Source organism: Sphingobacterium sp. KH_072 (assembly GCF_057837975.1).
Genome location: NZ_CM174457.1, coordinates 1896545 through 1920507, shown reverse-complemented (window position 1 = coordinate 1920507; position 23963 = coordinate 1896545). Strand labels below are relative to the sequence as shown.

Below are 23963 nucleotides of genomic sequence, written 5' to 3'. Positions count from 1 at the left end.
GATTTTATTAGCACTCCCTGTGCCCGGAATTTAGGGACTTATAGGTAGTAGAAAATCGAAATACCAACATTATTAATCCAACAAAAAATGACATTTTCCTATGCCTTGGCCACGCTTTGGCCTAATTCAAAATACAATTTTAGGGCCTTAGCGAGGCTATCCATTTTACTGACTCTAAGTTCATACGTGTTTGTTAATAATGCCTTTGCCCAGTCTCGCTCGGATAGCGAGGCTGGTGTAAAGGTTAAAGCAGTAAGCCCAGTTTTCATGGGTGAAAAGTTAACTGATGAGTTCTGGACTCAGCAGCATCTATTTTATACCGCTGGTGACACCGTTCGTGGCACGCTGGAGCAGTTCAAAGGCAAGCTGTTGATCTTGGACTTTTGGGCTACTTGGTGCGGAGCGTGCCGTTCAGGCTTTGCCAAACTAGATAGGTTCAGTGAGCAATACCCCGATGATGTAGTCTTTGTATTGGTCAATCCTTCAAAGTATAAAGACTCTTTTGAAAAAATCGATCAGTGCTATAAGGACGTATTGCCTGATGTTGGCGGCACCAGTCTGCCCTCCATTATTTTCGATGAAACGCTGATCGCGCAATTTCCCCACCGCTTAATACCTAATTACGTGTGGATATCTAGGAACGGCTTCATCCGCGCATTCACAGGTGGGGGCGGAGTTGTGCAGGATATCATCGAATACCACCTTGATAAACAAAACCTTTAACCAGCCACCCTATTCTTATTATGAAAACAATATACTTACTTGCACTAACCCTAGCTTTATCCTACCATACAGCGCGCGGCCAGCAGCTGCGCGGCAGGGTCGTATCAAAACACGATGGCCTGCCCATTCGTGGGGCAACGATCCGTCAGTCGGGTTTAGATAATTCTACACTTAGCGATCTTCGCGGCCGCTTTGTATTGGGAATACACCCATCTGCAGAAAGACGATTTGTGGTTGAACATCAAGGCTACCGCACATTTACGACAGCAATCATGGATGCGGATATGGATACGTTGACTGTTCGACTGGAGCCTGACGTGCGCTCGGTAGACTCAGTTACAGTTGTCTCCACCGGGTATCAGCAGCTACCGCGCGAAAGGGCAACTGGTTCCTTCTCATCAGTAGATAGGGATCTTTTCAATCAGCAGGTTGGCCCCGATATCATCTCGCGGCTACCCGCTATTGCCAGTAGCATCACGACTGATAATAGCTTAGCTACTCCAAGGCTAATGGTTCGCGGGCTATCCACCATTCAAGGACCTCGTGATCCGTTAATCGTGCTGGACAACTTTCCATATGAAGGTGATATCAACAACATTAATCCTAATATCGTCGAGAGTATCACCGTCTTAAAAGATGCCGCAGCATCCAGCATCTGGGGTGCTAGAGCGGCTAATGGCGTGATTGTGATCACCACAAAAAAAGGATCATTTGATAGACCGATATCTATCGAGTTCAATAGCCATATGACCATTACTGCTAAACCAAATTTAGGTTACATCCGCCAAATGTCTAGTGCGGACTATATCGACATGGAAGTAGAACTATTTAATCAAGGATTTTACAATAGCCGCATCTCTTCCGCTTCTCGGCCGGTGATTTCTCCAGTAGTGGATATGCTGAGCAAACTGGCAGAGGGATCTCTTGATGCCGGGCAGGTAGATACGGAGTTACAGCGGCTACGAGGCATTGATGCACGGGATCAGCTGAATCAGCACATGTATCGAGCTGGGGTAAATCAGCAGTACTATTTGGGATTGCAAGGAGGATCTGAAAAATTGTCCTGGTCATCGGCAGCAGGATATGATCGTAATCGAGATAACTTAGGGGAAGGATATAGAAGGCTGAATCTGCGCTTTGAAAACACCTACAAGACGCTAGAGTCACTTTCCATACGTACCGGCATTTATTATACCGAGTCGGGCACACGCTCAGGCAGGCTGGGCTATAGCGGTATTTCGATGAATGGCGGCGTGTTTGTTCCATACATGGAACTTGCTGACCAGCATGGCCAGCCAAAGGCCGTATTTAATACTTGGAACAATAGCTATATCAATTCGGTCGGACAAGGGTTATTGCAAGACTGGAATTACTATCCGCTGACCGACTGGCAGCATAATATCAGTTCTAGCCGCTCTTCAAATATGTTGGCTACCGCGGCGCTTGATTATAAGATACTGCCTGGACTTAACGCGTCGGTTAATTATCAGTTCGAGCGGCAATATGATAGCGGCCAAACGCTGGCAGACCCGCAAAGCTACACGGCGCGTGACTTTGTTAACCGCTACACGCAAATCAATAATCAGGGGCTGGCCAGTTATGCCGTGCCAAGAGGTGGTATAAATGACCTTTCTGGCGGTATGCTACGCAGCAACAATGTACGCGGTCAGTTGGCCTATGATCGCAGTATCAGCGATACGCATCATATCAGCGGTATTGTTGGTATCGAGATGCGCTCGGTTGTTCGCGAGTCTGACCAGCACCGGCTGTATGGGTATAATCCTGATAATATGACCAGCGGTCTGGTGGATTTCACCCGCAGTTACCCTAGTTTTATCTCAGGCAGTAGCTTTATCCCCAACAATCAGTTTGTCTCGGCAACCCAGACACGCTTTTTATCGCAGTATGGTAATGCGGCCTATACCTATCTCGGCAAGTATACGCTCTCAGGCAGCGTGCGCCGGGATGCCAGCAACCTATTCGGACTAAACACCAATGATCAATGGAACCCGTTTTGGTCGCTGGGCGGTGCATGGAAAATCTCTGAGGAGTCTTTTTTTAGCTCGAATTTAATAGGTTACCTGAATGTGCGAGCTACTTATGGCTTTAGCGGTAATATTGACCCAGCGATGGCGGCGGTGAATACCATTCGTTATTTGCCTGGCAATTCTAACTACACGGGCAGGCCCGTTGCTGTAGTTAATAACTATTACAACCCCTCATTGCGTTGGGAGACATCCAACATGATCAATCTAGCCGCTGATCTGCGTATGCTGGATAACCGGATCATGGCTAGCGTGGAGTACTTCCGTAAAAAAGGTAGTGACTTGTTTGGCGCTGCACCCCTAGACTATACGACTGGTATTCCGCCATACACGCTACGTAATGTAGCCAGCATGTCGGGAAATGGGATAGATGTTGAACTAAAAACGATCAATATAAAAACAAACGCACTAGAATGGTCGAGCATAGTAAACTACAGTTTCTTTAAAGATCAGATCGAGCAGTATTTGATCAACCGTACGCTAGCCAATCAGTATGTCAATCCGAGTAATGTCCCTATATCGGGCGTGGCGGGCAAACCAGTTTATTCGGTATTTGCCTACCCCTGGGCAGGCCTTGATGGACAAACAGGTGCTGCGCAAGGATACTTGGATGGAGAAATCAGTACGGACTATCGTACTATTATCGGTGCAGGAACCACGCTGGAAGAGCTGGAGTTTTTCGGCTCGTCGATACCGACCAGTTTTGGTTCTTTTATTAACTCCATTGGCTATAAAGGGATCAGTGTGCAGGTGGGGATATCCTATAAGTTGGGCTACTGGTTTCGCAGGGGATCGATTCACTACACTAATTTAATGAATAGCTGGCGCGGCCATAGCGATTATGAGAACCGGTGGCAGCAGCCCGGTGATGAATTGAATACCGACATTCCAGCAAATATGTATAGCACGAACTCCCAGCGGGATAACTTTTATACTGGATCTAGCGCGCTGGTGGAAAAAGGCGATCATATCCGCTTGCAGTATGTTAATCTGAACTACCGTTTGCCCTTGCGAGTTGCTGGCAGACAGCATCTGGTACAGCTTTATTTGAATGCCAATAATTTGGGCATACTCTGGCGAGCGAATAAGCATGGAATTGATCCAGACTTTAATAATACGGCCGGTACAAGGCTGGTCCGTCCGGCAGGCTATACCATGGGAATGCGCGCAAACTTTTAAAAATCAATATAGCGATGGAATTACAAATTAGAAAATATAGAAACTGGCGAAGCAGATTTTTGTCCATACCATCAAAAAAGATGGTGTATGCAGGAGTCCTGATGGCCATAGTCATGATCCAATTATCAAGCTGCAATAGCTTTCTAGAACAAAAGGCAGATCAGCGCTTATCTGTTCCCGCCACGGTAGGGGACTTTCAAGCGATGCTAGACAATTTTGGTAATATAAATAACGACTACGTTGCTGCAGGAGAAGTGAGTGCAGCGGATTTCTATCTAGGTGATGCCGACGTGCGGGGATTAGGATATGAAAGTGATCGGAGAATGTACACCTGGCAACCAGACTTTGTGGCTCGTCCGCAGAGTTCGGGTGGTGATGAGTGGTACAACTGCTATTATGCAGTTAACATTTGCAATCTGGTGCTTCAGGGTATGGATGAGCAAAACCTGACAGGAGTGCAAGCCGATCAGATCCGCGGGCATGCACTATTTATGCGCGCAAGCCGCTTCTTGGATGCTGCACAGACTTGGTGTGTCGCTTATAATAACCAGACTTCCCAGCAGGATTTGGGCATCGTACTAAAACTCGATCCAGATCCCAATATACCTTCGGTGCGTGCTACGCTAGAACAAACCTACCAGCAGATCATCAGCGATTTGCAGCTTGCTATTGCGCTTTTGCCCGAGCGTCAACCGGGAAAGACAGCACCGACCAGAACAGTCGCGCTCGCGATGCTAGCTAGAACGTATTTATACATGGGAGACTATAGCGGGTCACTACAGAACCTGAATGAAATAGATCTTTCAAGTTTAAGCCTTATTGATTTCAATACACTCAGCGAGACGCCACTATATCCAATTCCAGTCACGAGCAATAGTAGCGAAGAGTTGCTGCTATGGAGCAATACGCTTTATGGCGGGCCGCTGAGTACAAGCATTGCCAAGATAGTCCCCGAGTTATATGATATGTATACAGCGCATGACCTGCGCAAGCGAATCTATTATCGGGCAAATCCAGATGACACCTACTTTTTCCGGGGTGGTCATACTGCGGCGATGAGTGTAACCAATGGAATAAGTTCGGCAGAAATACTACTGATGATAGCGGAGTGCAAGGCACAATTAGGAGATCTTGGTGGTGCAGCTGATGCGCTGAATCAACTTTTGGTGACTCGCTACCGGGTATCCAATTTCACAGATTACATATTCAAGGATAAAGATACCGCTATAGCGATCATTAGAGATGAGCGGCGTAAGGAGCTAGTGATGCGCGCACTGAGATGGGCGGACATAAAAAGGTATAATCGGGATGGGGTAGGTATCACCTTGGAAAGGTTTTCCGATGGGCAGCGGTACCAGCTACCGCCGAATGATCCGCGTTATGCTATCGCTATTCCAGAGGAAGTAATTACGCTATCGAATATCCAGCAGAATCCAAGATAAGCAGATGCATATATGTTATTCATTAAAAAGGAGAATGTCATTAAATACTATCTAGGTAATAAAGCAGAGATGAAAGGCTGGAAATCTGAGCACAGAATGCTACTGGAACGGCTACTTATGGTAGAGCTTGACGTAGCAGATGAATACTTTGTTGTTAAAGCTAGTGTACTATTTGCCAGTATTAGTGGAGTGCTCATCAAAAAAGGAGATCTTCTGGATGTGATACGGGCTATTAGTACAATCGAAATCCAGTGTAAGTTTGATGCTAAAATCCATTGATTAATAATATGTTAACAATTATTATGACCCATAATTTATAAGGATTACAACTGTAGAAGGATAGCGAATTGATCCGTGATTAGCACAGTATTCAGTAGCTTGGACTACTGATTGTTCGATGAAGATAAATGATAGACAGAATGGGCTTCCATCTAGGGGATATTAAATTAGGCGGTCAACACCATTTTGTTGACCGCCATTTTCATAACTCGACAACGGTTAAGGACGCTTCGAATTTGGGTTCAGTTGTAATACTGCTTGGTTACTCATTCCACCAAGGAAAGTTTCCAGCTCATCCAGATCGCTTGCTTCCACGTTTATTTCACATGGCTTTTCGCCCCTGTCACCACAAGCATCAATGGCGGGACCGGGTTGCCAGTTTTCAATGTCCGAAAACTGACCTTCGTCGTTACTATCTCCGGTAAAGTGGTAAGTACTAACAACCTTATTTAATGGAATATTGGTTTTATTCATCACTGCGGTAAATGCAAATGTTCCGATTGCAATTAGCGCTAAGATTAACGTGAAGAGTGATGTCTTCACTGCAAATGTATTTTTCATGTTATTAAAATTTTGAATGTTTGTCAATCGCTTACTTACGTGCAAGCATAAAATATCATTGATCTTATAAAGGCCTACTGGTCGAATAAAACCAGCAGACCCATATCGGGAATACCGCGAACTTTCTTCTGTTATATATTTTGAATGTATTCATGATCAATATTATTTTTCGGTTTTGAAATGCTCTCAGCAAGATTTCTACCGCTTCATATTTCAAAGTTAGGGACGAGCCATCGCAAATAGTTGGCAAAATTTTGCCAACTATTTGCGATGGATTTTTCTTATGGGAAGGGGGGTAATGGTTAGATTTGATGTACTATTATCAATGTGTTATGTTCTGCAATAATGTTTAGAAAAATCTTCTTAAATATTCAGTGCTGGTATCTAAATGATCGGCTAGCTCTTTCCTTGAGACAAGGCTCGCTATTGTTGAGTAGCTCTTTTTAAAATATTCTAATCTTTCACTTTTAGGGAGTTTTAAAAGGCGATATCTGAACTGAAGATCATGTAAATGGACTTCTTTGATCTTCTCAAATAAGATGAGAGCTTCAGGAGATTTCTTTATTATAGAATGAAGTTTTTTGCGTTCAATTTGATACACCTCGGAGCTGGTTAATGATTTAAAATAATTCGAGTGAGTGGACAAGGGGATTATTATGAGCTCACCAGGTGCTACGTATCTTTCGGGCTTCTCCTTATAGTACTTTCCGAGATATCCAGTACTAACAAAAAATATATCACCTGAGTTATTTGGTAGATACTCTCCATCTTCAAGTGAAACCGTATTAATATGCTTCCAGAAATTTGGAAGGAAATCTTGATAACTCTTATCAAATTTTAATAGGAAAGAATGTAGGTCTGCATTCATTTCTTTTCCTTTCGATGTTTACATCCTGATCGAAATTGACCTTGAATTTTCGAGAAAAGTTAATCAATGAAATCAAATTCTGCGAAACATAGGCTATAATGCCATTTGCCTAGAGTATTATGGCATTTGCTGTGCTTCTTTCCACTTATATAATATTTTACAACTATCAACAGGTATTATGATACCTGATTCTTGACTGGCTATACCAAATACCTGAATTTAGGAGCTGATCGATCAATTAGTCTTCAAGGCCTGAAGCCGTTTTTCCGATGCGAGATCGGAATTTGGTTTTATAAAAGTAGAAGGGATACATCATGGATTTACATCAGATTGTGAACCTGTATGAAATCTTCTCAGCAGTTCCATTATCTCTCGAAGAGGTTTTGGTTGTTGCCGAAGAGGAGTCACCAGGAAGAAAATGCTTAATAGCTTTTCCTTTCTGAGATTAAATTTTTAGGCAGCGTTTAATCACGCTGTCTAACTTTTAATTCCCGAAGCTTAAAAGTAATCTTGATATGTTAATATCGAAAAGTAATAAAGTAAACGATTATTATCTAAATAGTGGACATTCTTTAGAATTTGCACTCTTCTCTGCTAATATCCAGCATATTTCCAATTTGTCAACGTTCGAAGAGTTGTCTAACATTTATGAACAAAGTAAAGTATTTCAAAAAATTCAAGCAAGCTACGATGTAGGTAATCGGTCGCAAAAACTTTCAACACATTTTTTTGATACACTTAAAATAACCTCATTTATAGTGACCTTTCATTTTGGTATGTATCGTATCCTTCCTTTAAAAATGGTTAATGATGGATACAAATTATGCATACCTGTTGCAAAACAAATACTTGACTCGCAAAGGAAGTACTATACTTTCATTTTAGGAGTAGAAAGAGCAAAAAACATCACTCTATTAGATGCTGAGGATCCCTTTCTTTTTCTCAAAATAGCCAAATATTTAAAATTAGGTTACCATACACTATGCTATCTTGATGGAGGGTCTGGGGTTCAAAATTTACATCCAGAAAAAAAGCGATCTCAAGTGAAGATACCTTTTGGGCATGGTCACATTTTTAGTAAAATTTCGTTTCTGAAGTTTGCATACATGTTCAATTTGCCTGTCGCTCTCTATATTCAGACTGGTGATATAGATGACAATGAAAGAGACAATAATACCCTAAAAATTTATCCTAAGCTTCCAAATGATTCTCCAAGTTCTTATGCTAAGCGGGTAATTGCTAAAATATATTCGGATTTTGGATATTTTCTGTTGAAAAATCCGGAAATGTGGGAGTGTTGGTTTCATTTACATCAATCAAACCGTCCAAAGTCTGATCTTTCACATTGGGATACAGTTAATAGGTTTGCTCCTTATATTTTGAAGGGTAGCTATTTCATTTTAGATAAATATTCGTACAAATCATATGCTACATCGAGAGAAAAATTGGACGATTTGTTGATTATATAGTTTGAAGATATGTAAATTAGTATTTTTCATGAGGCAATGAATAAAATCTCCATTTATTCCTGCTACTAACTAAATCTCTTATTATCAATATCGATATGAAAACTAGAGGGAATATTTATCGTCACTGTTACTTTTGGCTTATCTACCTACTGTACTTCTACAGTGTAAATCTGCTAGGGAATAGGGATATGTCTTTTATGCTAGCGGTTTTCAGTGTTCCCTATTTCGCGGTCATATTTTATGTAATAGCGGCTATTCTAAAGAAGTGTTTTAGAAGAAGTAAGATTGTGAGTGGTATCCTTTTAATGATATTATTTTACACGCTTTCATCCTGTGTGATTTATATTTTAACATATGGGAATCATCATACCGCCTTACTTTACGGAGCCTATGTTGTATCGGATTACGCATTTAATCTACGCGAATTTTTGCAGACATTATTGATTATGCACGGACATTTTACATTACTAGCTATACTGTATAACGAATACGAGCGGAGAATTGATGAACTGAGAAACAAAATCGAGCAGATGGAGCAGAAAGTATCTGCTGAAAAGCAGCGAGATAAATTTGAATACTTTTCGCTAGCTGAACACGTATCAGCACATACGATGGTAAACGTATTTGGGTACTGGAAAAATAATTTGCGTAACACAAGCCCAATGTTATCAACCCAAATCGATAACATGCATGAACTTATGATGTATTTCATGCGCTCCCATGATTCGGATACACCCAAATTTATATTATGTAGCGAGGAATTAAACACTGTAAAATCTTATATCAATATACAGCGATCCTTGACCTCTGCACCGATTGAGGTGGAGTGGAAAACAAACGGTAACCTGAATAGTAACTTAATTCCACCTACAACTTTAATGACTTTGGTAGAGAACGCCCTAAAACATGGTGTCACAGATGATCCGGCATTTCCAATAACCGTCGTTTTTAATGTTTTGAGTGAACACATTAAGGTCTCAGTTGAAAATAAAATAAGACAAAATAGATGTCCGATAGGACATAAAGTTGGATTGAGAGCCTTAAAAAGGCGTTTGCAATATGTTTATAGGACTGGTTTTCAGTTGAATATTGATAACGAGGAATCTCAGTTCAAAGTGAAAATAAAAATTGAAATTTAAATGTTTAGGTAATGAGAAAGTATCATACGATAATTATCGATGACCAGCAAGCAAGTATAGATCATCTGCTGGATCTTAGTAAAAATATTGAATTTGTAGAGATCATAGGAACTTTTCAAGACCCTTTAAAAGCGCAATCATTTATAAGACGTAACCAGATTGACTTTATTATAATTGATGTAGAGTTAGGAACTATAAATGCTTTTGATTTCATGACAACTTTACCGAATCCTAGAATTCCCACTATACTATATACTGCACATTCTAAATACGAGGATCGCGGATATGATTTGACACTAGTTGATGTGCTGTTAAAGCCTGTTAGCCCAAGTAGGTTTCGTGGAGCTTTGAGGCGAGTAAATAAAGAACTTCGCGACAGTATTCTTGCCGATAGTTCATTAGATGAGCTTTGTGACTACCATCAAGTGAGAGGTCCAGCAAAGTTTGAACGACAAATAGTCTGGTACAAAAATGTTATGTATATCGAAAGTAGAGATAAAAAAGTACTTATCTATCAGATAGGATATGACGAGCCCTTGGTAAGTAATATGCCACTGCGAGAGGTCATTGATATGCTTCCTCGGTATTGGTTTATCCAGTGTCATCAAAGTTATATCTTTAATATCAATTTCTTCCGGAGATATCACAACCGAGTGGTTCATCTTACTGTAAACCAAATTCAGATACCCGCAGGAGACAGGATGTTGTATAAAAAGTTTGATCAATTTTTAGAAGACGAAAACAGATTGTGCTAAAGAAAATGCACACCACTATAGTTTAATTACTCTTTTCACTGACGTGTAACGTTCATCTAAATAGTTTTTCGCCTTAGGTGTAGAGTATCTAAAATTGATATACACCATTCTTAATAGTTATTAATATGATCGAAATAATGGCTGAAGAGCTATATATAGATATGATTAGGAGACTGGGAGAAATAAATAGCGATTTGAGAGAGTCTGTTGACGATCTTACGCTATCATTAACCTGTATAAACAGTACCGTTAAAAGCTTAAAGTCTCACTTTCAATCTTCCGAAAATATTGATGAAAGCAAAGAGGTACGTTTTTTTAAATTTCAAAAGCCACGTTTCTGTGCCTGGCAGATATTTGTGGTCGAGCTGCATCAGATAATTTCCTCTACTCCCAAAGGTACCGATAGTATGCTAGTGGAATACTACAACCATGAGATAGACATTATCAACAGATTTTTCCGACTTCACGCATTTTACTATCAATATTATCTTATGAACGAATCCGCAATGGATAAAGACTTTTTCCTCGTTCGTAAAAGATCTTTGTTCCCACCAGGGAGAGAACTCTTAGAAGGTGATCATGAATTTTCCACTGAACTTGATCATTTATTTGCTGTTTTTAGAGCCAACGACATGCTCCTTGATTTCCTAATCACGCGCATTAAGTTATTGCACTTTAATTCGGAATATATGTTAGCCCAGCAAGTTATAAATAAGAAAAAACGCTCGTGGTCAGGTACTAAAATGGAACTTGTGGAATTTGCATATGGGATATATTTTACGCGGCGTGTTAATGGAGGGAATGCCGATATTTCGGATATAGTTACTTGGTTAGAAGAAAGTTTTAACGAAGATTTGGCGCAAGCATACCGCATGTTTGTCGATATTACTCGGCGCAAGACCATTAGCCATACTAAATATCTTGATGAGATGCGCGGTGCCATTCACAAGCATATTGAAGAGTCTTTAAAATACAAAACCCAGAAAAGACGCCAAAAAAATTAATTGACCGACCGAAAACCACCAAATTCAAAAAAAATAACTATACCAATATCCCCATCTTGTTAAAGGATTTGACCCATACCAATTTCGGAAAACTCCTAAAGTTCCTCTGTTAGAACAAATACGCTGTTTCTATCCTCAATTCACAGATAATCCCTCATAACGCCAAAAAAATCTTTCTGATACTACATTCTAACACCTAGAAAAACCACCTAATAAAAATCGATACCAATATCTCCATATTGGGAAATCCCTGTCTGCAACCTCAACAATTTTGACCCCACAAAAGGACACGTTCTTTGACATTGGGGGAAGAAGCATTTCCGGCGATGAGCCGAGAAATTATTGAGCAGTCGGGCAGTTTTATTCCAGCATACGTGTATGCCGGAAGTGTCGCTACGATGAACCATAGGCAGCCGGTTTCGGCGGGTACGTAGATACCCACGTGAGTATTCCCGATTGAAATATAGAGCGGTCCGTTCCGTAGCGATACGTTATCGGCTTTACAGCAAAAATCAAAGACATTATTTGAATAAAAATATACAGAGGGAGCCTTTTGGCTCCCTCTTATTTTACAAAAAGCCATTCAGAAACGATACCATACAATTATGCCAACACGCAAAAACCACCTTTCGAGCAACGAGCTAGCAACACTATTAAAAAAATCTGTTCAAGAGGGGATTGGTAATGCCCTGAAAAAAGAACAACCTATTTTCGATAAACTGACCAAAGCTACAGCTTACCGGCTTTATGGCCGAAGTAATGTCGATAGATGGTTACGAGAGGGGCTGATCTGCACACATACAGATGAGAGCTCCCGCATTTTTCTCGACAGATCGGAACTTGAAACCATATCAGGGTTAAGTAACCGAATGACCTATCTGCCTGTAACGGACAGATAAACTGACCAGCCGATAAGAGCGGATCATAGTAGGCTAATTATATGTTGCCAGCTCCGCTGGAGTAACTTCTTACTCCCCTATATCAGTAAATCGTTAAAACCTCAAGACACTATGCGCATACTACTGACACCACTGCAATTGCAAACACTGCTATCCTATGCCGCGGAAATGGGTGCAAAATTGGCTCTTTCCAAGACCGGATACATCAGGCCATACCTTAAAAAATCGGAGGCATTCAGTCATTATGGTCGAAAGAACGTTGAGCATTGGATCGGTCTGGGTATCATCACACCACTCAAAGACGGAAGTAACTCCGCAGCATGGCGGATCGACCGCATGGAGATCGAAGCCGTGAGCAAATCTCGCGAAGCGATGCGCTACCTATAAATCTAGCCCCACATTAAAAGTATTTCTATGACATTTTACAAAAGCAATACATCACACGATGAGCTGTTGACTATCGTCACCTTGCTAAAATCATTGGGACATGAACCTGTATCGACGGATGGCGATGAATATCTATACGCAAGCGTAATCGGAAATCGAACCAACAACAAAATAGTCTTAAAGGTCAATAAGCGATTAGACACTTGGTTTGATAAATCATCTGGTCTACTTGGTAAGGGTGGTAACCTCATGGACTTTGCCCGAACCTATTGGCCCAATCTATCCACAGAACAGATCGAAGAGAAACTTCGAAGCATACAGCACCAATCAGCTAAAGAAGATAGATCCCGTCGGAAGCGTAAAGCGACAAAGATACCCGATTATAAAATTGACCGTACCCGCCCATTAGGTTACAACAACGAGGTTACAGATTTCCTGAGGGAAACCAATCTTTGGGAACTCGCCGATCTGAACATCCGAGAAGTTTATTATTATGCAACCGATCAAAAGTGCAACCGCAAAGATTTCTGTGCTGCAGGTTGGATGAATGAAAACGGAGGTTGGGAAGTACGCGCCCAAAACTACACGGGCTGTATCGGTCCACGAGGAATGACTTTTATTTCTGCAAGTGAAACCGCGCTTGCCATATTTCCCGAATATGTAGACTATCTGAAAAAGCGAAGCGACAGGTATCTGCATTACGCATCGGTACTGATATTGAATCATCCAGATTTTATATCCGCATCGTTGAAACGTACTAGCCATTTTAAAAGAGTGCGACTGTACACCGATCAAGCTAGGGGCAATTACCAATCGCTTGCCGAAATGTTCAAGGACAGATTACCGAACACAGAAGTAATACCACTTTAACAATCCAAATCCCTGCTTATGTCAAAATATATAAACGTGGACGATCTTCGGGAAATGCCAATTTCGGACTTCCTCGCCCGGCTCGGCCACCTTCCGGTACGCAAATCCGGCAAGGAACTTTTTTACCACAGTATGCTACGGAAAACCAAGCAAGATACCCCGTCGCTCACAGTTTGGGATGAGGGTGGAAAATGGCTAGACCGAGGCGGCCCGAACTCGACGGGCATACAAGGCGGCAGTATAGTTCAACTCGGCCTTGCGTATTGGCCAGATCTTACCTTTGTGGAGGTACTTGGGAAAATAAAAGAAACTTGCGATATGCAGGTCTCTACGATACCTGTCTATAATCTCACCCCATCCCCTGCGCAACAGGAGCAAAAAGGCTATACCTTTGAACTTGTCCGAACTGGGCCCATTGGTCGAAACTTCGTCCTGACCAAATACCTTGAAGAACGCGGGATATTGGACGTTGCACATGGACACTTGCAAGAAATCTATTACAGAAACCGTCTTGACAACGAAAATAAAAACACTTTCTATGCGATTGGCTGGAAGAACGATCAAGACAGTTGGGAGTTTACCAATGCTAAAGGTTTTAAGAGCAGTATTGGCAAAAAAGGAATATCAGTGATTCCCGGTAATAAGGGACATGCTGTCCTTTTCGAAGGCTATATGGACTATTTAAGTTGGCTCAAATTCAACCGGCCAGATCCTGCGCCTACCGCTATTGTCTTAAACTCAATTGTCCAATTGAATAACGCCATAGAGCGGATAAAAGATATACCGACTGTGGACGTCTATTTCGATAATGACGAACCCGGCCGCAACTGTACAAAAAGGCTTATCGAAGCCGTGCCACAGGCCCAAGACCGTTCCAGTGTTTATAGTGCGTACAAAGATTACAACGATATGCTGAGGGTAGCCATGAACGAACACAAAATACAGCAACAGCGGGCAGGACCCAGACATTGATTTTCGGAAAGTCGAAATCGGCTATTCCGATATAGGGATAACTGTATATGAGGATATACGGATAATCGGATAACGATATATACAATTATATAAATAAGCAGCTATCACGATATTTCGATAGATAGCTATACAGATAGCAGTACGCACAGATATTTATCTATTCCGATATATGCACATCCAAATAAATAGCTATAACAATATAGTTATAGCTACATATCTGCATATATAGCTGTACACATACTTACCCATACAGATATATAGCTATCCGGATAGACATCCATACTTATAGTTATATGTATTTATATATGACCGATCGAAACGTAGGCTATCGTTAGGTTACCATTGAGCATATTGCCTTAAACACGCTCTAATCCACTTTTTTTGTCCTTCGCGGCATAACCTCACTTTTTTGTTTTGTAGTGTGCAAGTTGTGCCTTTGTACGTACGACACTCGATCCTCGACCGTACTCACAAAAGCCGAACTTGCCCGGAAGCCACCCATCCCTGCGGGAACGGGCAGCGACCGAGTAGGAAAAAGGTCGCAACTCCTTTTTCTTCTTGTAAAGCGCATCATATTCGCTGAATGGCGATAATACATCCATAATCCTTTAAAACCATTATTATGCTAAAACACGGTAGCCTTTTTTCGGGCATCGGCGGTTTTGACATCGCCGCTTCTTGGATGGGTTGGCAAAACGTTTTCTCATGCGAGAAAGACCCGTTCTGCCGAACTGTCCTCAAATATTACTGGCCAAATACAATACATTATGAAGACATCTACGATTTTCAGGCAACTCACTACCGAGGACACATCGACATCATCAGCGGCGGGTTTCCATGCCAGCCATTCAGTCAGGCCGGACGGAGAAAGGGCACGAAAGATGACCGATACCTCTTCCCGGAGACTATCCGAATTATTAAGGAAGCACGGCCAGAGTGGATCGTTCTTGAAAACGTTGCGGGCCTATTCACCATTTTGGAGCAAGAGAGTCTTTCTGAAATGGAAGTCCAAGCGGTTGAGCTTTTTTGTGCAGACAGTAGTCAAAAAACGAATCCGACCATTGTCCGTCTCCAGCGAAGAGTCATTGGACGAATTATATCAGAAATTGCATCAGCAGGATATGATCTTCCGCAAATGTCCGACGGCACACCAATCATTCTGTGTATTCCAGCTGCTGCCGTCAATGCCCCACACAGAAGGGACAGGGTCTGGTTTGTTGCCCACGCCAAACACATTACAGATCGACCGAATCATCATAGACACGAAGACACTGCAAGCAGTAGAACGAAGAATGACAGGTGGGAAACCAAAACAGCGTTCGATCAAGGACGCGCTAATCATGATGGCAGCAGAAAATGGTCTGATACCGCCTGTGAGGGAAATGGGTCAAACTGTAGTCGAACAGGAGAGGGTACAATCTACTCACGAAACGAATTGCAGCATGCAAACTATAACACTAAAGCGGTTGATAGATCTTCTTCCATCGGTAAACAAATCGATAAAGGAGCGATCGGCAAATGTTCCATTACACAAGAACGCAAGGAAATTCCTAACTGGGATGTCTGGCCAACTGAATCCCCGGTTTGTGGCCGAGATGATGGGCTTTCCGAAAGACTGGACGGAGTTACCTTTCCTAAGTGGCAAGCAGAAAGTATAAAAGCCTACGGCAACGCCATCGTTCCGCAGGTTGCTCATGAAATCTTTAGGGCAATACAATCTGTAAGCTTGAACCATAAAGAACCCTGAAACAAAAAGCACCATGAAGAACAGAAAAGGGAAGCTAAAAACCGGGGCTCCCCAACAGCGTACCAAACGCTTTGAACTCCGGTTGAGCGAAGCGGAACGGGCGCAGTTTCTTGAACTTGAAAAAGCACTTGGCCTGAGCCGTGCGGACATCGTTCGTATTCGCGTACTCCAACACGCTAAAAAGATGTTGGTCAATACCACCGAAATTATGAAAATGTTGGACGGTATCGGCACACAGATAGGTCGCTCGGGCAACAATATCAACCAATTGGCAAAGCATGCCAATACCCTGCAGCAACAGGGAATGCTGCACCCCACCATTATGCTTGACCTTTCTGTATTGCTGAAGGAATATATCCAATTGCAACGGAAGTTGGAACAATCCATCCGGCAGCTCATCAGACTTATTAGGGGGCAGACATGATCGTCAAGATATTGAAACCGTCTGCCACGTTCAAAGGTGTTCGTTACAACACGAACAAAGTGGACAAAGACAAGGGCGAACTGATGAAAGTGGCAAATTTCGGTGCCTTGCAGGCCCTGCAAAATCTTCGCCCAAAGGACTACGTCAATTATCTTGAAGCCCAATCCGCAGCCAGTAAACGGATCAAATATCCACAGCTCCATGCAGTCATTTCCTGTAAGGGACGTTCCCATAGCAAGCAAGAACTTACAGCTATTGCAGAACAATGGTTGAGCGGTATGGGCTACGCCCAGCAACCTTATCTTTTGGTATTTCATAAGGACACGGAAAACAACCATATCCATATCGTTTCTACACGGGTAGACCGAGACGGCAAAAAGATAAATGACAGTTTCGAGAGAATCCGTGCCTACGAGGTATTGAACCGCATAATCGGCGCGGACGAAAAACAAGAGATCGGCAAGAATATCGAAAAAGCATTGAGCTATGGTTTCTCCACGCGTGCCCAATTTATGATGCTCCTTGAAGCAAGGGGGTATTCACTTAAACTCTCCGACGGCGTATACCACATCAATCGTTACGGCAAAAGGCAAGGCATGGTCTCTTTGGAAAAAGTAGACGCCAAAATTAGTGCTTTTCACAAAGACATCGATCGATTGTCACAGCTCCGGGCAGTCTTTGCCAAGTACCGTAGGCAGTACGATCCAGCGGTCGTCCATGTTCCGGCCCCACTTCCCGTGGGTATGCCATCCCCAAAATCCGGCTATACCTCGGCAATGGCGCAGATGCTTTTGGGAAAATTCGGGGTACAGATTATATTCCACGGCAAGGATGCGAAACCGCCATACGGTTATACCCTCATTGATCATTCAAAGAAAAAGGTATATAAAGGCAAAGAACTCATGCCATTGGCAGGGTTCACCAGATCGCCCGAGGATAGCCCCGAAATATCGGCCAAACAGGAAAGAGCTGAATCGACCGAAAAAGAATGGAAATCGACATCAGAAGAAACTGTAACGGATACTGATTTTGTGTATGGAATGGCAGGCCAATGGATGCCAAACATCCAAATCTACATATCCGACGACATCGACGATGAGGCGATCCATGGCCGTAACCGGAGGCGTAAGCGAAAGGAACGGACGAATACCCGTTAACACCCATTAATTAAGAATACCATTAAACCAAATGCACTATGCTCATATTAATAGGAAACCAAAAGGGCGGAGCAGGGAAAAGTACGCTCACCCTGCTGCTGGCCAACTACTTGACTCAACAACAAGAACGGCGGGTTACGGTGCTCGATATGGACTATCAGCAATCACTTTCCGCTAAAGCGGAGAAAGCAAAGATTCTGGAAAATGAACCGTTGTATGAAATCGTACCTGCCGACCTCAGTCATTTTCCTGCAATGCAACGGAAGTTAGGGAAGTCACGGAATGAAATTGTACTGATAGACCTGCCCGGCAAGATGGACGACGACGGACTGATCCCCATATTTGTCGCCGCCGATACGGTAATCTGTCCGTTTGCCTTTGACGAATTTTCCGTGGATTCCACATTGCTGTTTGCAATGGTCATCGGCAAAATCAACAAGCGGGCGCCCCTAATTTTCGTGCCGAACCGTATCAAGAATACCGTCAAGTACGAAACCCGAACGGAAATCGAAAAGGTACTTCGCGGTTTCGGCACGGTCGCACCCAGCCTGCCGGATCGCATCGATTTCCAACGTGTAAATACATTCCACACACCGATCATATTGTATCCCGTGATCCTGCCACTCTTAGACCTGATCTATGAGCAATACATTGCAAAGGAGGAACCATCATGAGCGAAATAAAAAGCCTTGCCGATGAGCTTCGGGATTCCATGCGGAAAGCGAAACCACCACCGGCAATAGAAATCCCACCGGCAGAGCAAATAAAGGCCATACCAAAGAAAAAGACGGAAACGCTGGAACGCCTGTTTGAAAATATCCTGAACCATGAACTGACCGGACGTGAAAAGCTGCTTATCCGTTTGGACGACAAGACTCTTTTCCTGCTCAAACAACTCAAAGTTGCCAAAGGTATCGATATGAACAAGATGATATCTTACAGCCTGCACCTATTCCTAAAAAACCATCCCGAACTCACTCAATATATCAAAGAACAAATTAAAACCCTTGATCTATGAACTGGACAGAATTCCTGCTCGGCGTTGTCGCTTTCTATGGCATTTATTATGCCTTAAATGTACTGTATGACCTATTTATCTACCCTCGCGCCCCAAAGGTGGCTGATGAAGGAAACGAATTGACATTTTATGAAGATTCACCGCCAGAAAGGGTTATTCCCAAGATAAACCAAAAAGAACATGAACCCACATCCGTAGAGGGAAAAGCGGTTATCTCGTCTGGGCCCCTGCAATCCACAGGAGGCATAAACCTAAAGGAACTCGTATCACTCATGCAAAATGACGTGGTCGAGTACAGCAAAGCCATTCCTTATTAAATTCAATATGAGAGCAATTAGTTTTGTGATAGTATTCCTTACTATCCCTTTTTTTGCCCATTGCGCCATCGCCCAACCCGGCCTTGACGAGTTTTATAAGGTCACCGGAGAAGTCAACCGTTTTTATTTCAGCTTCTCTGACCTTGCCCTTGTCATCGGCGCGGTATGCGGACTGCTCGGTGGATTGCGGGTGTACAGCAATTGGCAGTCCGGCAAGCACCACATCGATGCACAGGTTATGGGATGGTTTTTTTCCTGCCTGTTCCTGTCGATCATCGGTGCCGCACTTAAGGCCCTTTTCGGGGTATATTAACAGCTCAATTATTTTTCATTCACTTTTTAATAATTATCTCAATGACAGTAAACACTAACAAACTGTTTGCCATGGCCGCGCTTTGCCTTTCTGCGGTACAATCGACATTCGCACAGGGCGGTACCGTGGGTATCGATGCCGCCACTTCGTCACTAACTAGCTACGTAGATCCCATTTCGACGCTTATTCTGGCGATCGGCGCCGTGGTCGGACTGATCGGGGGAATACGGGTATACATCAAGTGGAACAGCGGAGATCAGGACATCAACAAAGAATTGATGTCATGGGGCGGCTCGTGTCTGTTTCTTGTTTTGGTCAGCGTCGTTATCAAAGCGTTTTTCGGCATATGATTGGACAACGTTATTCGATTTACAAGGGGCTGCAAAAGCCCCTTATTTACCGTGGTTTCAAGGGGAAGTTTATCTATTGGGGCATAGGTTCCCTGGTCGGTGGTCTGTCTATCGGTGGACTTATCGGCGCATTGACCAACCTGCTGTTGGGAGGCTTTACAACCCTGCTTCTGATGGGTGCAGGACTTGCCTATACATTCATGAAACAAGGATGGAACTGCAACTAAAAATGAGAGACTTTTTTTACGCTGCTAGTTTTTCTTTGTTCAGCAGCATTTCTTCCATTTGCTTAGGTGTTTTATACCCTAATGCCGAATGTGTTCTTCTGGTATTGTAAAAGCCTTCAATATATCCGAATACCTCTAATTTAGCGGACTGCTGATCAATAAATCTTCTGTGGTAGACCATTTCAGCTTTTAGTGATTTGAAGAAGCTCTCAGCCACCGCATTATCCCAACAGTTTGCCTTCCTACTCATACTCTGGGTTATATTATTATCCCTGAGTATCGATTTAAATTCGTCACAGGCATACTGAACCCCTCTGTCGGAGTGAAAGATCAGTCCATTCTTGGGAGCTCTGTTCCCAACAGCCATGTTCATGGCGGCTACCGAGGTGTTTTCAGCTGTCATATCGGTGCTCAAAGACCACCCGATCACTTTTCTGTCCGCCAGATCAATAACGGTTGTCAAATAAAGCCAGCCCTTGCTGGTATGGATATAGGTGATATCGCCGACCCACTTTTGCGACAGGGTATCCGCTGAAAAATCTCTTTGGAGGAGATTTTCAGCTATCCGATAGCCATGGCTGGAATCTGTTGTCACCTTATACTTCTTTTTCACTTTACTGCGTATACCATGTTTCTTCATCAACCTTGCTACATAGGATCTGGAAACCGGGTCTCCAGCTTTATGCAGTTCAGCTGTTATTCTTGGGCTGCCATATATACAATCACTCTCCTTGTGTATTTTTTGTATTTTCTCAACAAGTATTTTAACCCGCTGTTCACCAGGGGACTCTGGAGAAACCAACCAGCGGTAAAAACAACTAGCGCTAACACTAAATACATCGCACATCTTCTCTACGGAATATACCTCTCGATTCGCTGCTATGAACCGGTATATGGACCGTCTCCCTTGGAGAAGATGGCGATGGCCTTTTTTAAGATGTCGCGCTCTAGCTCCGCATCTTTTAGTTTTTTGCGCAAAACCCTCAACTCCTGCTCCTGGGGGCTTATCTTGGGGTTGTCCGGAAGAACTTTGTTGCCATTGAAACGTGGGTTCCTGCGCCATTTACTGAGCAAACTGGGATCGATATCCAGCTCCTTGGCCACTTCCGAAACTGAGCCTTTCACAATACTCAGCTCAACAGCCATTATCTTAAACGAATCATCAAATTTTCTATGCATATCATCAAATTTAAAATTACTGATTAAATCTGTCTCGCACTAAAGGTAGCAACTCCAAAAGCTCAATGTGCTTTCCATGACCACACGGTCTGCCGTGATGGGCGAAAAGATATGGTGCATTCCTGCCAGTGTATTCAGCAAGCCCGAAGTGTTCACCGTACCCGTCAAGTCGAAGAAAACCATATCCACGGGAACGGTCGGAGACTGTATGAACGCTTCCGCATCCGTTAGGGCATTGTCAGCCCTACTTTGCAGTACCGGATAGGCTTTCTTGTTGATGGTCGAGAATTGGCGGTGTGCCAGTTTTTTCAATACCTCGTTCTGCATGACCGCTTTCAAATCCCGTTCCCTCATCTGACAGATGCTGTGCTGTGGATAATCGCAGTCAAAGACGGCTACGTTATAACCCATTTGGTAATGGAGTATGCTTGCCGTAACTGTCGTAAACGTGCTTTTCCCAACGCCTCCCTTTTGGCTTGAAAAAGCGATAAATTTTGTCCTGTTTGTTGCTTCCATTTCTATTCTGTTTTTAAGTTTCTATTTTCCGTGTACTGCCTGCCGTCCGGCATGAAACAGGGCTGTCATCCCTGCACACTGTCCGGCAGTCTTGATACAATTCCGCCTGTCGGGCTTGCCGTCATTCGTTCAATCAGCCATGCCGTCATTCCGGCTTTCACACAGGCAAGACCGATGGCTTGCCTGTCGTCCTGCCCGTTGGAATGGCTACGGGATAGCTTTCATGCCATCCGGTATTCCTGCCTGCCGTGCGGAACGCCGTCATGCGTTCCGGCATTCCTGCGCTCCGTCTTTCAGAACTGCCATCGGGAGCGGATGCCTGCAAACAGGCTTGCGTGACTGACACCACAAAGAAGCAGGTTATTCCGTTCCATTGATTTAAAGCGGTAATCCACGGCATTTTTTGGCAACGTTTGGTCGTGGTGGACAGGGCAATGCTTTGAAAAAGCTACCCTTACTTTGTAAGGGCTTAAATGCAAAAGGTGGATGGAAAAATCATTGGAGAATAGAAGTTATGGGCGGAACGGCACAAAGCCGTTTTTTTCCGCTTTACCCAATCCGCATCCGCCGATATGCGGACGGATTTTCTGTTCACCCGAACAGAGCAAGTTATGTTTTGAGATGCTCGAAATAAATTCCGCACCTCAAAACCACTTGCCCTTGCAGGGGGCTTGGAAAACACCCTCCGAAGTCGGGTTTTATGATAATTATTAATGGATTTAGATATGGAAAACAACAGAAGAAACCGAACAAACAAAGTTGGTCGCAAGCCTAAGAAAGACCCTGCCATCCACCGTTATTCGATTAGTCTCAACGCCATGGAAAACGCACAGTTTCTTACACTGTTCGAGCAATCGGGAATGAAAGTAATGGCGCATTTCATTACAGCCTGTATCTTTCAGAAGCCAATCAAGACCGTAAAAATTGATATGGATGCAGTCGATTTTCATACGAGGCTCACCAATTTTTACAGCCAGTTCAGAGCGGTCGGCGTGAATTACAACCAAATCGTGAAGATACTTTACCGCAATTTCTCGGAGAAAAAGGCATCGGCTTACCTCTTTAAACTGGAAAAGCAGACGGCAGAAATGGCGGACTTATGCCGGAAAGTGATTGAGCTGACGCAGGAATTTGAGAAGGAGTATTTGAATAAACAATAGAAAAATGGACACAAATGCGTGGTATGAGTAGCGAACAACTACCCGATTTGTATAATTCCTTGATTTTATAATCATTTAAAGATATATTAACAGAATGCAGTTAAGAGAAGAAAAACTAAAAGCCATTATCGATTGGGCAGGAAAGAACAAGGACGTAAGAGCTGTTTTGCTTACAAGCTCCCTTGTGAATCCACTGGCACCCGTCGATGAATTCAGTGATCTGGATATTGAACTCGTTTTTGAGAATAAAGCAGTATATATTTCGGATAACAGCTGGACACATTATTTCGGCAATCCCATTGCAATGGTTGAAGAAGACGAAAGCTACTTCGATTATAAACACGCGATGAAAATGGTTTTGTATGAAGATTATGTAAAAGTTGATTTCAAACTGTATAGCGTCCCTGATTTTTTAGAGGAAGTAAACCAAGATGAATTGTGTGAAGATTGGGACATCGGCTATAAAGTTTTGATTGATAAAGACTGCATCACACAGAATATGAAAGAGCCCACTTATCGGGTTTCCATCATTAAAAAACCTACAGAACAGAAATTCAGGCAGACGTTAAATGATTTTTGGTGGGATACTACATACTTGGCTAAAAGCCTTGTAAGAGATGAATTATTTTACGCGAAATTTATGTCGGAAAACAATATTCGAACCGACTATTTAATCCCTCTAATCGAATGGCATATCGCTAGTCAGCACGATTGGAGCATAACAACCAATAAGTTTGGAAGGCTCTTTAAAAAACTTCTCACCCCTGAAATGTGGAGCAAAATAGAACAGACATTTTCAGGAAGGAAAATTGAAGACAATTGGGATGCATTGTTCGCAATCGCGGATTTAGTGTCGGAAATCGGAACAGAGCTTTCAGAAAAATTAGGTTATGAATACCCTGCAAAATTAGAAATGGATATAAGAAAATATTTAAGCGAATTAAAAATGAAGTCCCAATGAAA

Annotated in this window: 29 protein-coding genes and 1 pseudogene; 24 read left to right on the top strand and 6 right to left on the bottom strand. The window is 42.9% G+C overall.

Annotated features, from left to right (window positions below; all coding sequences use genetic code 11):
• Positions 1 to 87 precede the first annotated feature (87 nt).
• From AC3IRT_RS08995 to AC3IRT_RS08980, 4 genes are read left to right on the top strand one after another with little or no spacing between them, the layout of a single operon-like run.
• Positions 88 to 723: a thioredoxin domain-containing protein gene (locus AC3IRT_RS08995; RefSeq protein WP_489396036.1), complete on the top strand. Its 636-nt coding sequence runs from the start codon at positions 88 to 90 to the stop codon at positions 721 to 723.
• Between the two features lie 20 nt (positions 724 to 743).
• Positions 744 to 3947, top strand: coding sequence for a SusC/RagA family TonB-linked outer membrane protein (locus AC3IRT_RS08990; RefSeq protein ID WP_489396035.1), 3204 nt, complete (start codon positions 744 to 746; stop codon positions 3945 to 3947).
• A 14-nt stretch (positions 3948 to 3961) separates the two neighbouring features.
• Positions 3962 to 5389 carry a RagB/SusD family nutrient uptake outer membrane protein gene (locus tag AC3IRT_RS08985; protein ID WP_489396034.1) on the top strand — a complete coding sequence of 476 codons (1428 nt, stop codon included), beginning with the start codon at positions 3962 to 3964 and terminating at the stop codon, positions 5387 to 5389.
• 12 nt (positions 5390 to 5401) lie between these two features.
• Positions 5402 to 5668, top strand: a complete 267-nt coding sequence (locus AC3IRT_RS08980) for a hypothetical protein (protein WP_489396033.1) — start codon at positions 5402 to 5404, stop codon at positions 5666 to 5668.
• 219 nt (positions 5669 to 5887) lie between these two features.
• Here AC3IRT_RS08980 and AC3IRT_RS08975 read toward each other — a convergent pair whose 3' ends face one another.
• On the bottom strand, positions 5888 to 6229 hold the full coding sequence (locus AC3IRT_RS08975) for a hypothetical protein (protein ID WP_489396032.1): 342 nt from the start codon (positions 6227 to 6229) through the stop codon (positions 5888 to 5890).
• 349 nt (positions 6230 to 6578) lie between these two features.
• Positions 6579 to 7097: a cyclic nucleotide-binding domain-containing protein gene (locus tag AC3IRT_RS08970; RefSeq protein WP_489396031.1), complete on the bottom strand. Its 519-nt coding sequence runs from the start codon at positions 7095 to 7097 to the stop codon at positions 6579 to 6581.
• A 515-nt stretch (positions 7098 to 7612) separates the two neighbouring features.
• Here AC3IRT_RS08970 and AC3IRT_RS08965 point away from each other — a divergent pair.
• The 18 genes from AC3IRT_RS08965 to AC3IRT_RS08880 all read left to right on the top strand — a co-directional run bounded on the left by AC3IRT_RS08965 (position 7613) and on the right by AC3IRT_RS08880 (position 20145).
• Positions 7613 to 8566: a hypothetical protein gene (locus AC3IRT_RS08965; protein ID WP_489396030.1), complete on the top strand. Its 954-nt coding sequence runs from the start codon at positions 7613 to 7615 to the stop codon at positions 8564 to 8566.
• 530 nt (positions 8567 to 9096) lie between these two features.
• On the top strand, positions 9097 to 9705 hold the full coding sequence (locus AC3IRT_RS08960; RefSeq protein WP_489396029.1) for a LytS family sensor histidine kinase: 609 nt from the start codon (positions 9097 to 9099) through the stop codon (positions 9703 to 9705).
• A gap of 11 nt (positions 9706 to 9716) precedes the next feature.
• Positions 9717 to 10460 (top strand): LytR/AlgR family response regulator transcription factor, encoded by a 744-nt coding sequence (locus AC3IRT_RS08955; RefSeq protein ID WP_489396028.1) that lies wholly within the window; start codon positions 9717 to 9719, stop codon positions 10458 to 10460.
• A gap of 137 nt (positions 10461 to 10597) precedes the next feature.
• On the top strand, positions 10598 to 11464 hold the full coding sequence (locus tag AC3IRT_RS08950) for an RteC domain-containing protein (RefSeq protein ID WP_489396027.1): 867 nt from the start codon (positions 10598 to 10600) through the stop codon (positions 11462 to 11464).
• Positions 11465 to 11760: 296 nt separating this feature from the next.
• Entirely contained in the window at positions 11761 to 11898 is a 138-nt protein-coding gene (locus tag AC3IRT_RS08945) for a hypothetical protein (RefSeq protein ID WP_489396026.1), read from the top strand.
• A 171-nt stretch (positions 11899 to 12069) separates the two neighbouring features.
• On the top strand, positions 12070 to 12363 hold the full coding sequence (locus AC3IRT_RS08940; RefSeq protein ID WP_489396025.1) for a hypothetical protein: 294 nt from the start codon (positions 12070 to 12072) through the stop codon (positions 12361 to 12363).
• 111 nt (positions 12364 to 12474) lie between these two features.
• Complete coding sequence (locus AC3IRT_RS08935) at positions 12475 to 12750, top strand: hypothetical protein (protein ID WP_489396024.1); 276 nt, start codon at positions 12475 to 12477, stop codon at positions 12748 to 12750.
• Positions 12751 to 12777: 27 nt separating this feature from the next.
• Positions 12778 to 13620: a DUF8464 domain-containing protein gene (locus tag AC3IRT_RS08930; RefSeq protein WP_489396023.1), complete on the top strand. Its 843-nt coding sequence runs from the start codon at positions 12778 to 12780 to the stop codon at positions 13618 to 13620.
• 18 nt (positions 13621 to 13638) lie between these two features.
• Entirely contained in the window at positions 13639 to 14592 is a 954-nt protein-coding gene (locus AC3IRT_RS08925; protein WP_489396022.1) for a DUF8464 domain-containing protein, read from the top strand.
• A 622-nt stretch (positions 14593 to 15214) separates the two neighbouring features.
• Complete coding sequence (locus AC3IRT_RS08920) at positions 15215 to 16339, top strand: DNA cytosine methyltransferase (RefSeq protein WP_489396021.1); 1125 nt, start codon at positions 15215 to 15217, stop codon at positions 16337 to 16339.
• A gap of 13 nt (positions 16340 to 16352) precedes the next feature.
• Positions 16353 to 16763 carry a plasmid mobilization protein gene (locus tag AC3IRT_RS08915; protein WP_489396020.1) on the top strand — a complete coding sequence of 137 codons (411 nt, stop codon included), beginning with the start codon at positions 16353 to 16355 and terminating at the stop codon, positions 16761 to 16763.
• Positions 16764 to 16774: 11 nt separating this feature from the next.
• Complete coding sequence (locus AC3IRT_RS08910; RefSeq protein WP_489396019.1) at positions 16775 to 17920, top strand: relaxase/mobilization nuclease domain-containing protein; 1146 nt, start codon at positions 16775 to 16777, stop codon at positions 17918 to 17920.
• Positions 17921 to 17958: 38 nt separating this feature from the next.
• Positions 17959 to 18594: a ParA family protein gene (locus AC3IRT_RS08905; RefSeq protein ID WP_489396018.1), complete on the top strand. Its 636-nt coding sequence runs from the start codon at positions 17959 to 17961 to the stop codon at positions 18592 to 18594.
• Positions 18591 to 18938 carry a hypothetical protein gene (locus AC3IRT_RS08900; protein WP_489396017.1) on the top strand — a complete coding sequence of 116 codons (348 nt, stop codon included), beginning with the start codon at positions 18591 to 18593 and terminating at the stop codon, positions 18936 to 18938. Before AC3IRT_RS08905 ends, AC3IRT_RS08900 begins: the two co-directional genes overlap by 4 nt.
• A complete protein-coding gene (locus tag AC3IRT_RS08895; RefSeq protein ID WP_489396016.1) occupies positions 18935 to 19255 on the top strand; it encodes a hypothetical protein in 321 nt (106 codons plus the stop codon). The genes AC3IRT_RS08900 and AC3IRT_RS08895 overlap by 4 nt, the downstream gene beginning before the upstream one ends.
• Before the next feature lie 7 nt (positions 19256 to 19262).
• On the top strand, positions 19263 to 19568 hold the full coding sequence (locus tag AC3IRT_RS08890) for a DUF4134 family protein (RefSeq protein WP_489396015.1): 306 nt from the start codon (positions 19263 to 19265) through the stop codon (positions 19566 to 19568).
• 41 nt (positions 19569 to 19609) lie between these two features.
• The gene (locus AC3IRT_RS08885; RefSeq protein WP_489396014.1) at positions 19610 to 19918 is read left to right on the top strand and encodes a DUF4134 domain-containing protein; all 309 of its coding nucleotides are present in this window, start codon (positions 19610 to 19612) and stop codon (positions 19916 to 19918) included.
• Positions 19915 to 20145 (top strand): plasmid transfer protein, encoded by a 231-nt coding sequence (locus AC3IRT_RS08880; RefSeq protein ID WP_489396013.1) that lies wholly within the window; start codon positions 19915 to 19917, stop codon positions 20143 to 20145. Before AC3IRT_RS08885 ends, AC3IRT_RS08880 begins: the two co-directional genes overlap by 4 nt.
• 16 nt (positions 20146 to 20161) lie before the next feature.
• Here AC3IRT_RS08880 and AC3IRT_RS08875 read toward each other — a convergent pair whose 3' ends face one another.
• From AC3IRT_RS08875 to AC3IRT_RS08860, 4 genes and pseudogenes are all read right to left on the bottom strand, one after another.
• Positions 20162 to 21208: an IS3 family transposase gene (locus AC3IRT_RS08875; protein WP_489395111.1), complete on the bottom strand. Its 1047-nt coding sequence runs from the start codon at positions 21206 to 21208 to the stop codon at positions 20162 to 20164.
• Positions 21121 to 21324 (bottom strand): annotated as a pseudogene (locus AC3IRT_RS08870) (transposase); the annotation flags it as partial. The pseudogene AC3IRT_RS08870 and the gene AC3IRT_RS08875, both read right to left, overlap by 88 nt.
• 39 nt (positions 21325 to 21363) lie before the next feature.
• Positions 21364 to 21840 carry a ParA family protein gene (locus AC3IRT_RS08865; RefSeq protein ID WP_489396012.1) on the bottom strand — a complete coding sequence of 159 codons (477 nt, stop codon included), beginning with the start codon at positions 21838 to 21840 and terminating at the stop codon, positions 21364 to 21366.
• A 157-nt stretch (positions 21841 to 21997) separates the two neighbouring features.
• Positions 21998 to 22189: a hypothetical protein gene (locus tag AC3IRT_RS08860; protein ID WP_489396011.1), complete on the bottom strand. Its 192-nt coding sequence runs from the start codon at positions 22187 to 22189 to the stop codon at positions 21998 to 22000.
• A 376-nt stretch (positions 22190 to 22565) separates the two neighbouring features.
• Between AC3IRT_RS08860 and mobA the strand changes: the two genes are divergently transcribed.
• Together mobA and AC3IRT_RS08850 are read left to right on the top strand one after the other, a co-directional pair.
• On the top strand, positions 22566 to 23000 hold the full coding sequence (mobA, locus tag AC3IRT_RS08855; RefSeq protein ID WP_118197117.1) for a conjugal transfer protein MobA: 435 nt from the start codon (positions 22566 to 22568) through the stop codon (positions 22998 to 23000).
• Between the two features lie 94 nt (positions 23001 to 23094).
• The gene (locus tag AC3IRT_RS08850; RefSeq protein WP_489396010.1) at positions 23095 to 23961 is read left to right on the top strand and encodes an AadS family aminoglycoside 6-adenylyltransferase; all 867 of its coding nucleotides are present in this window, start codon (positions 23095 to 23097) and stop codon (positions 23959 to 23961) included.
• Positions 23962 to 23963: the final 2 nt, after the last annotated feature.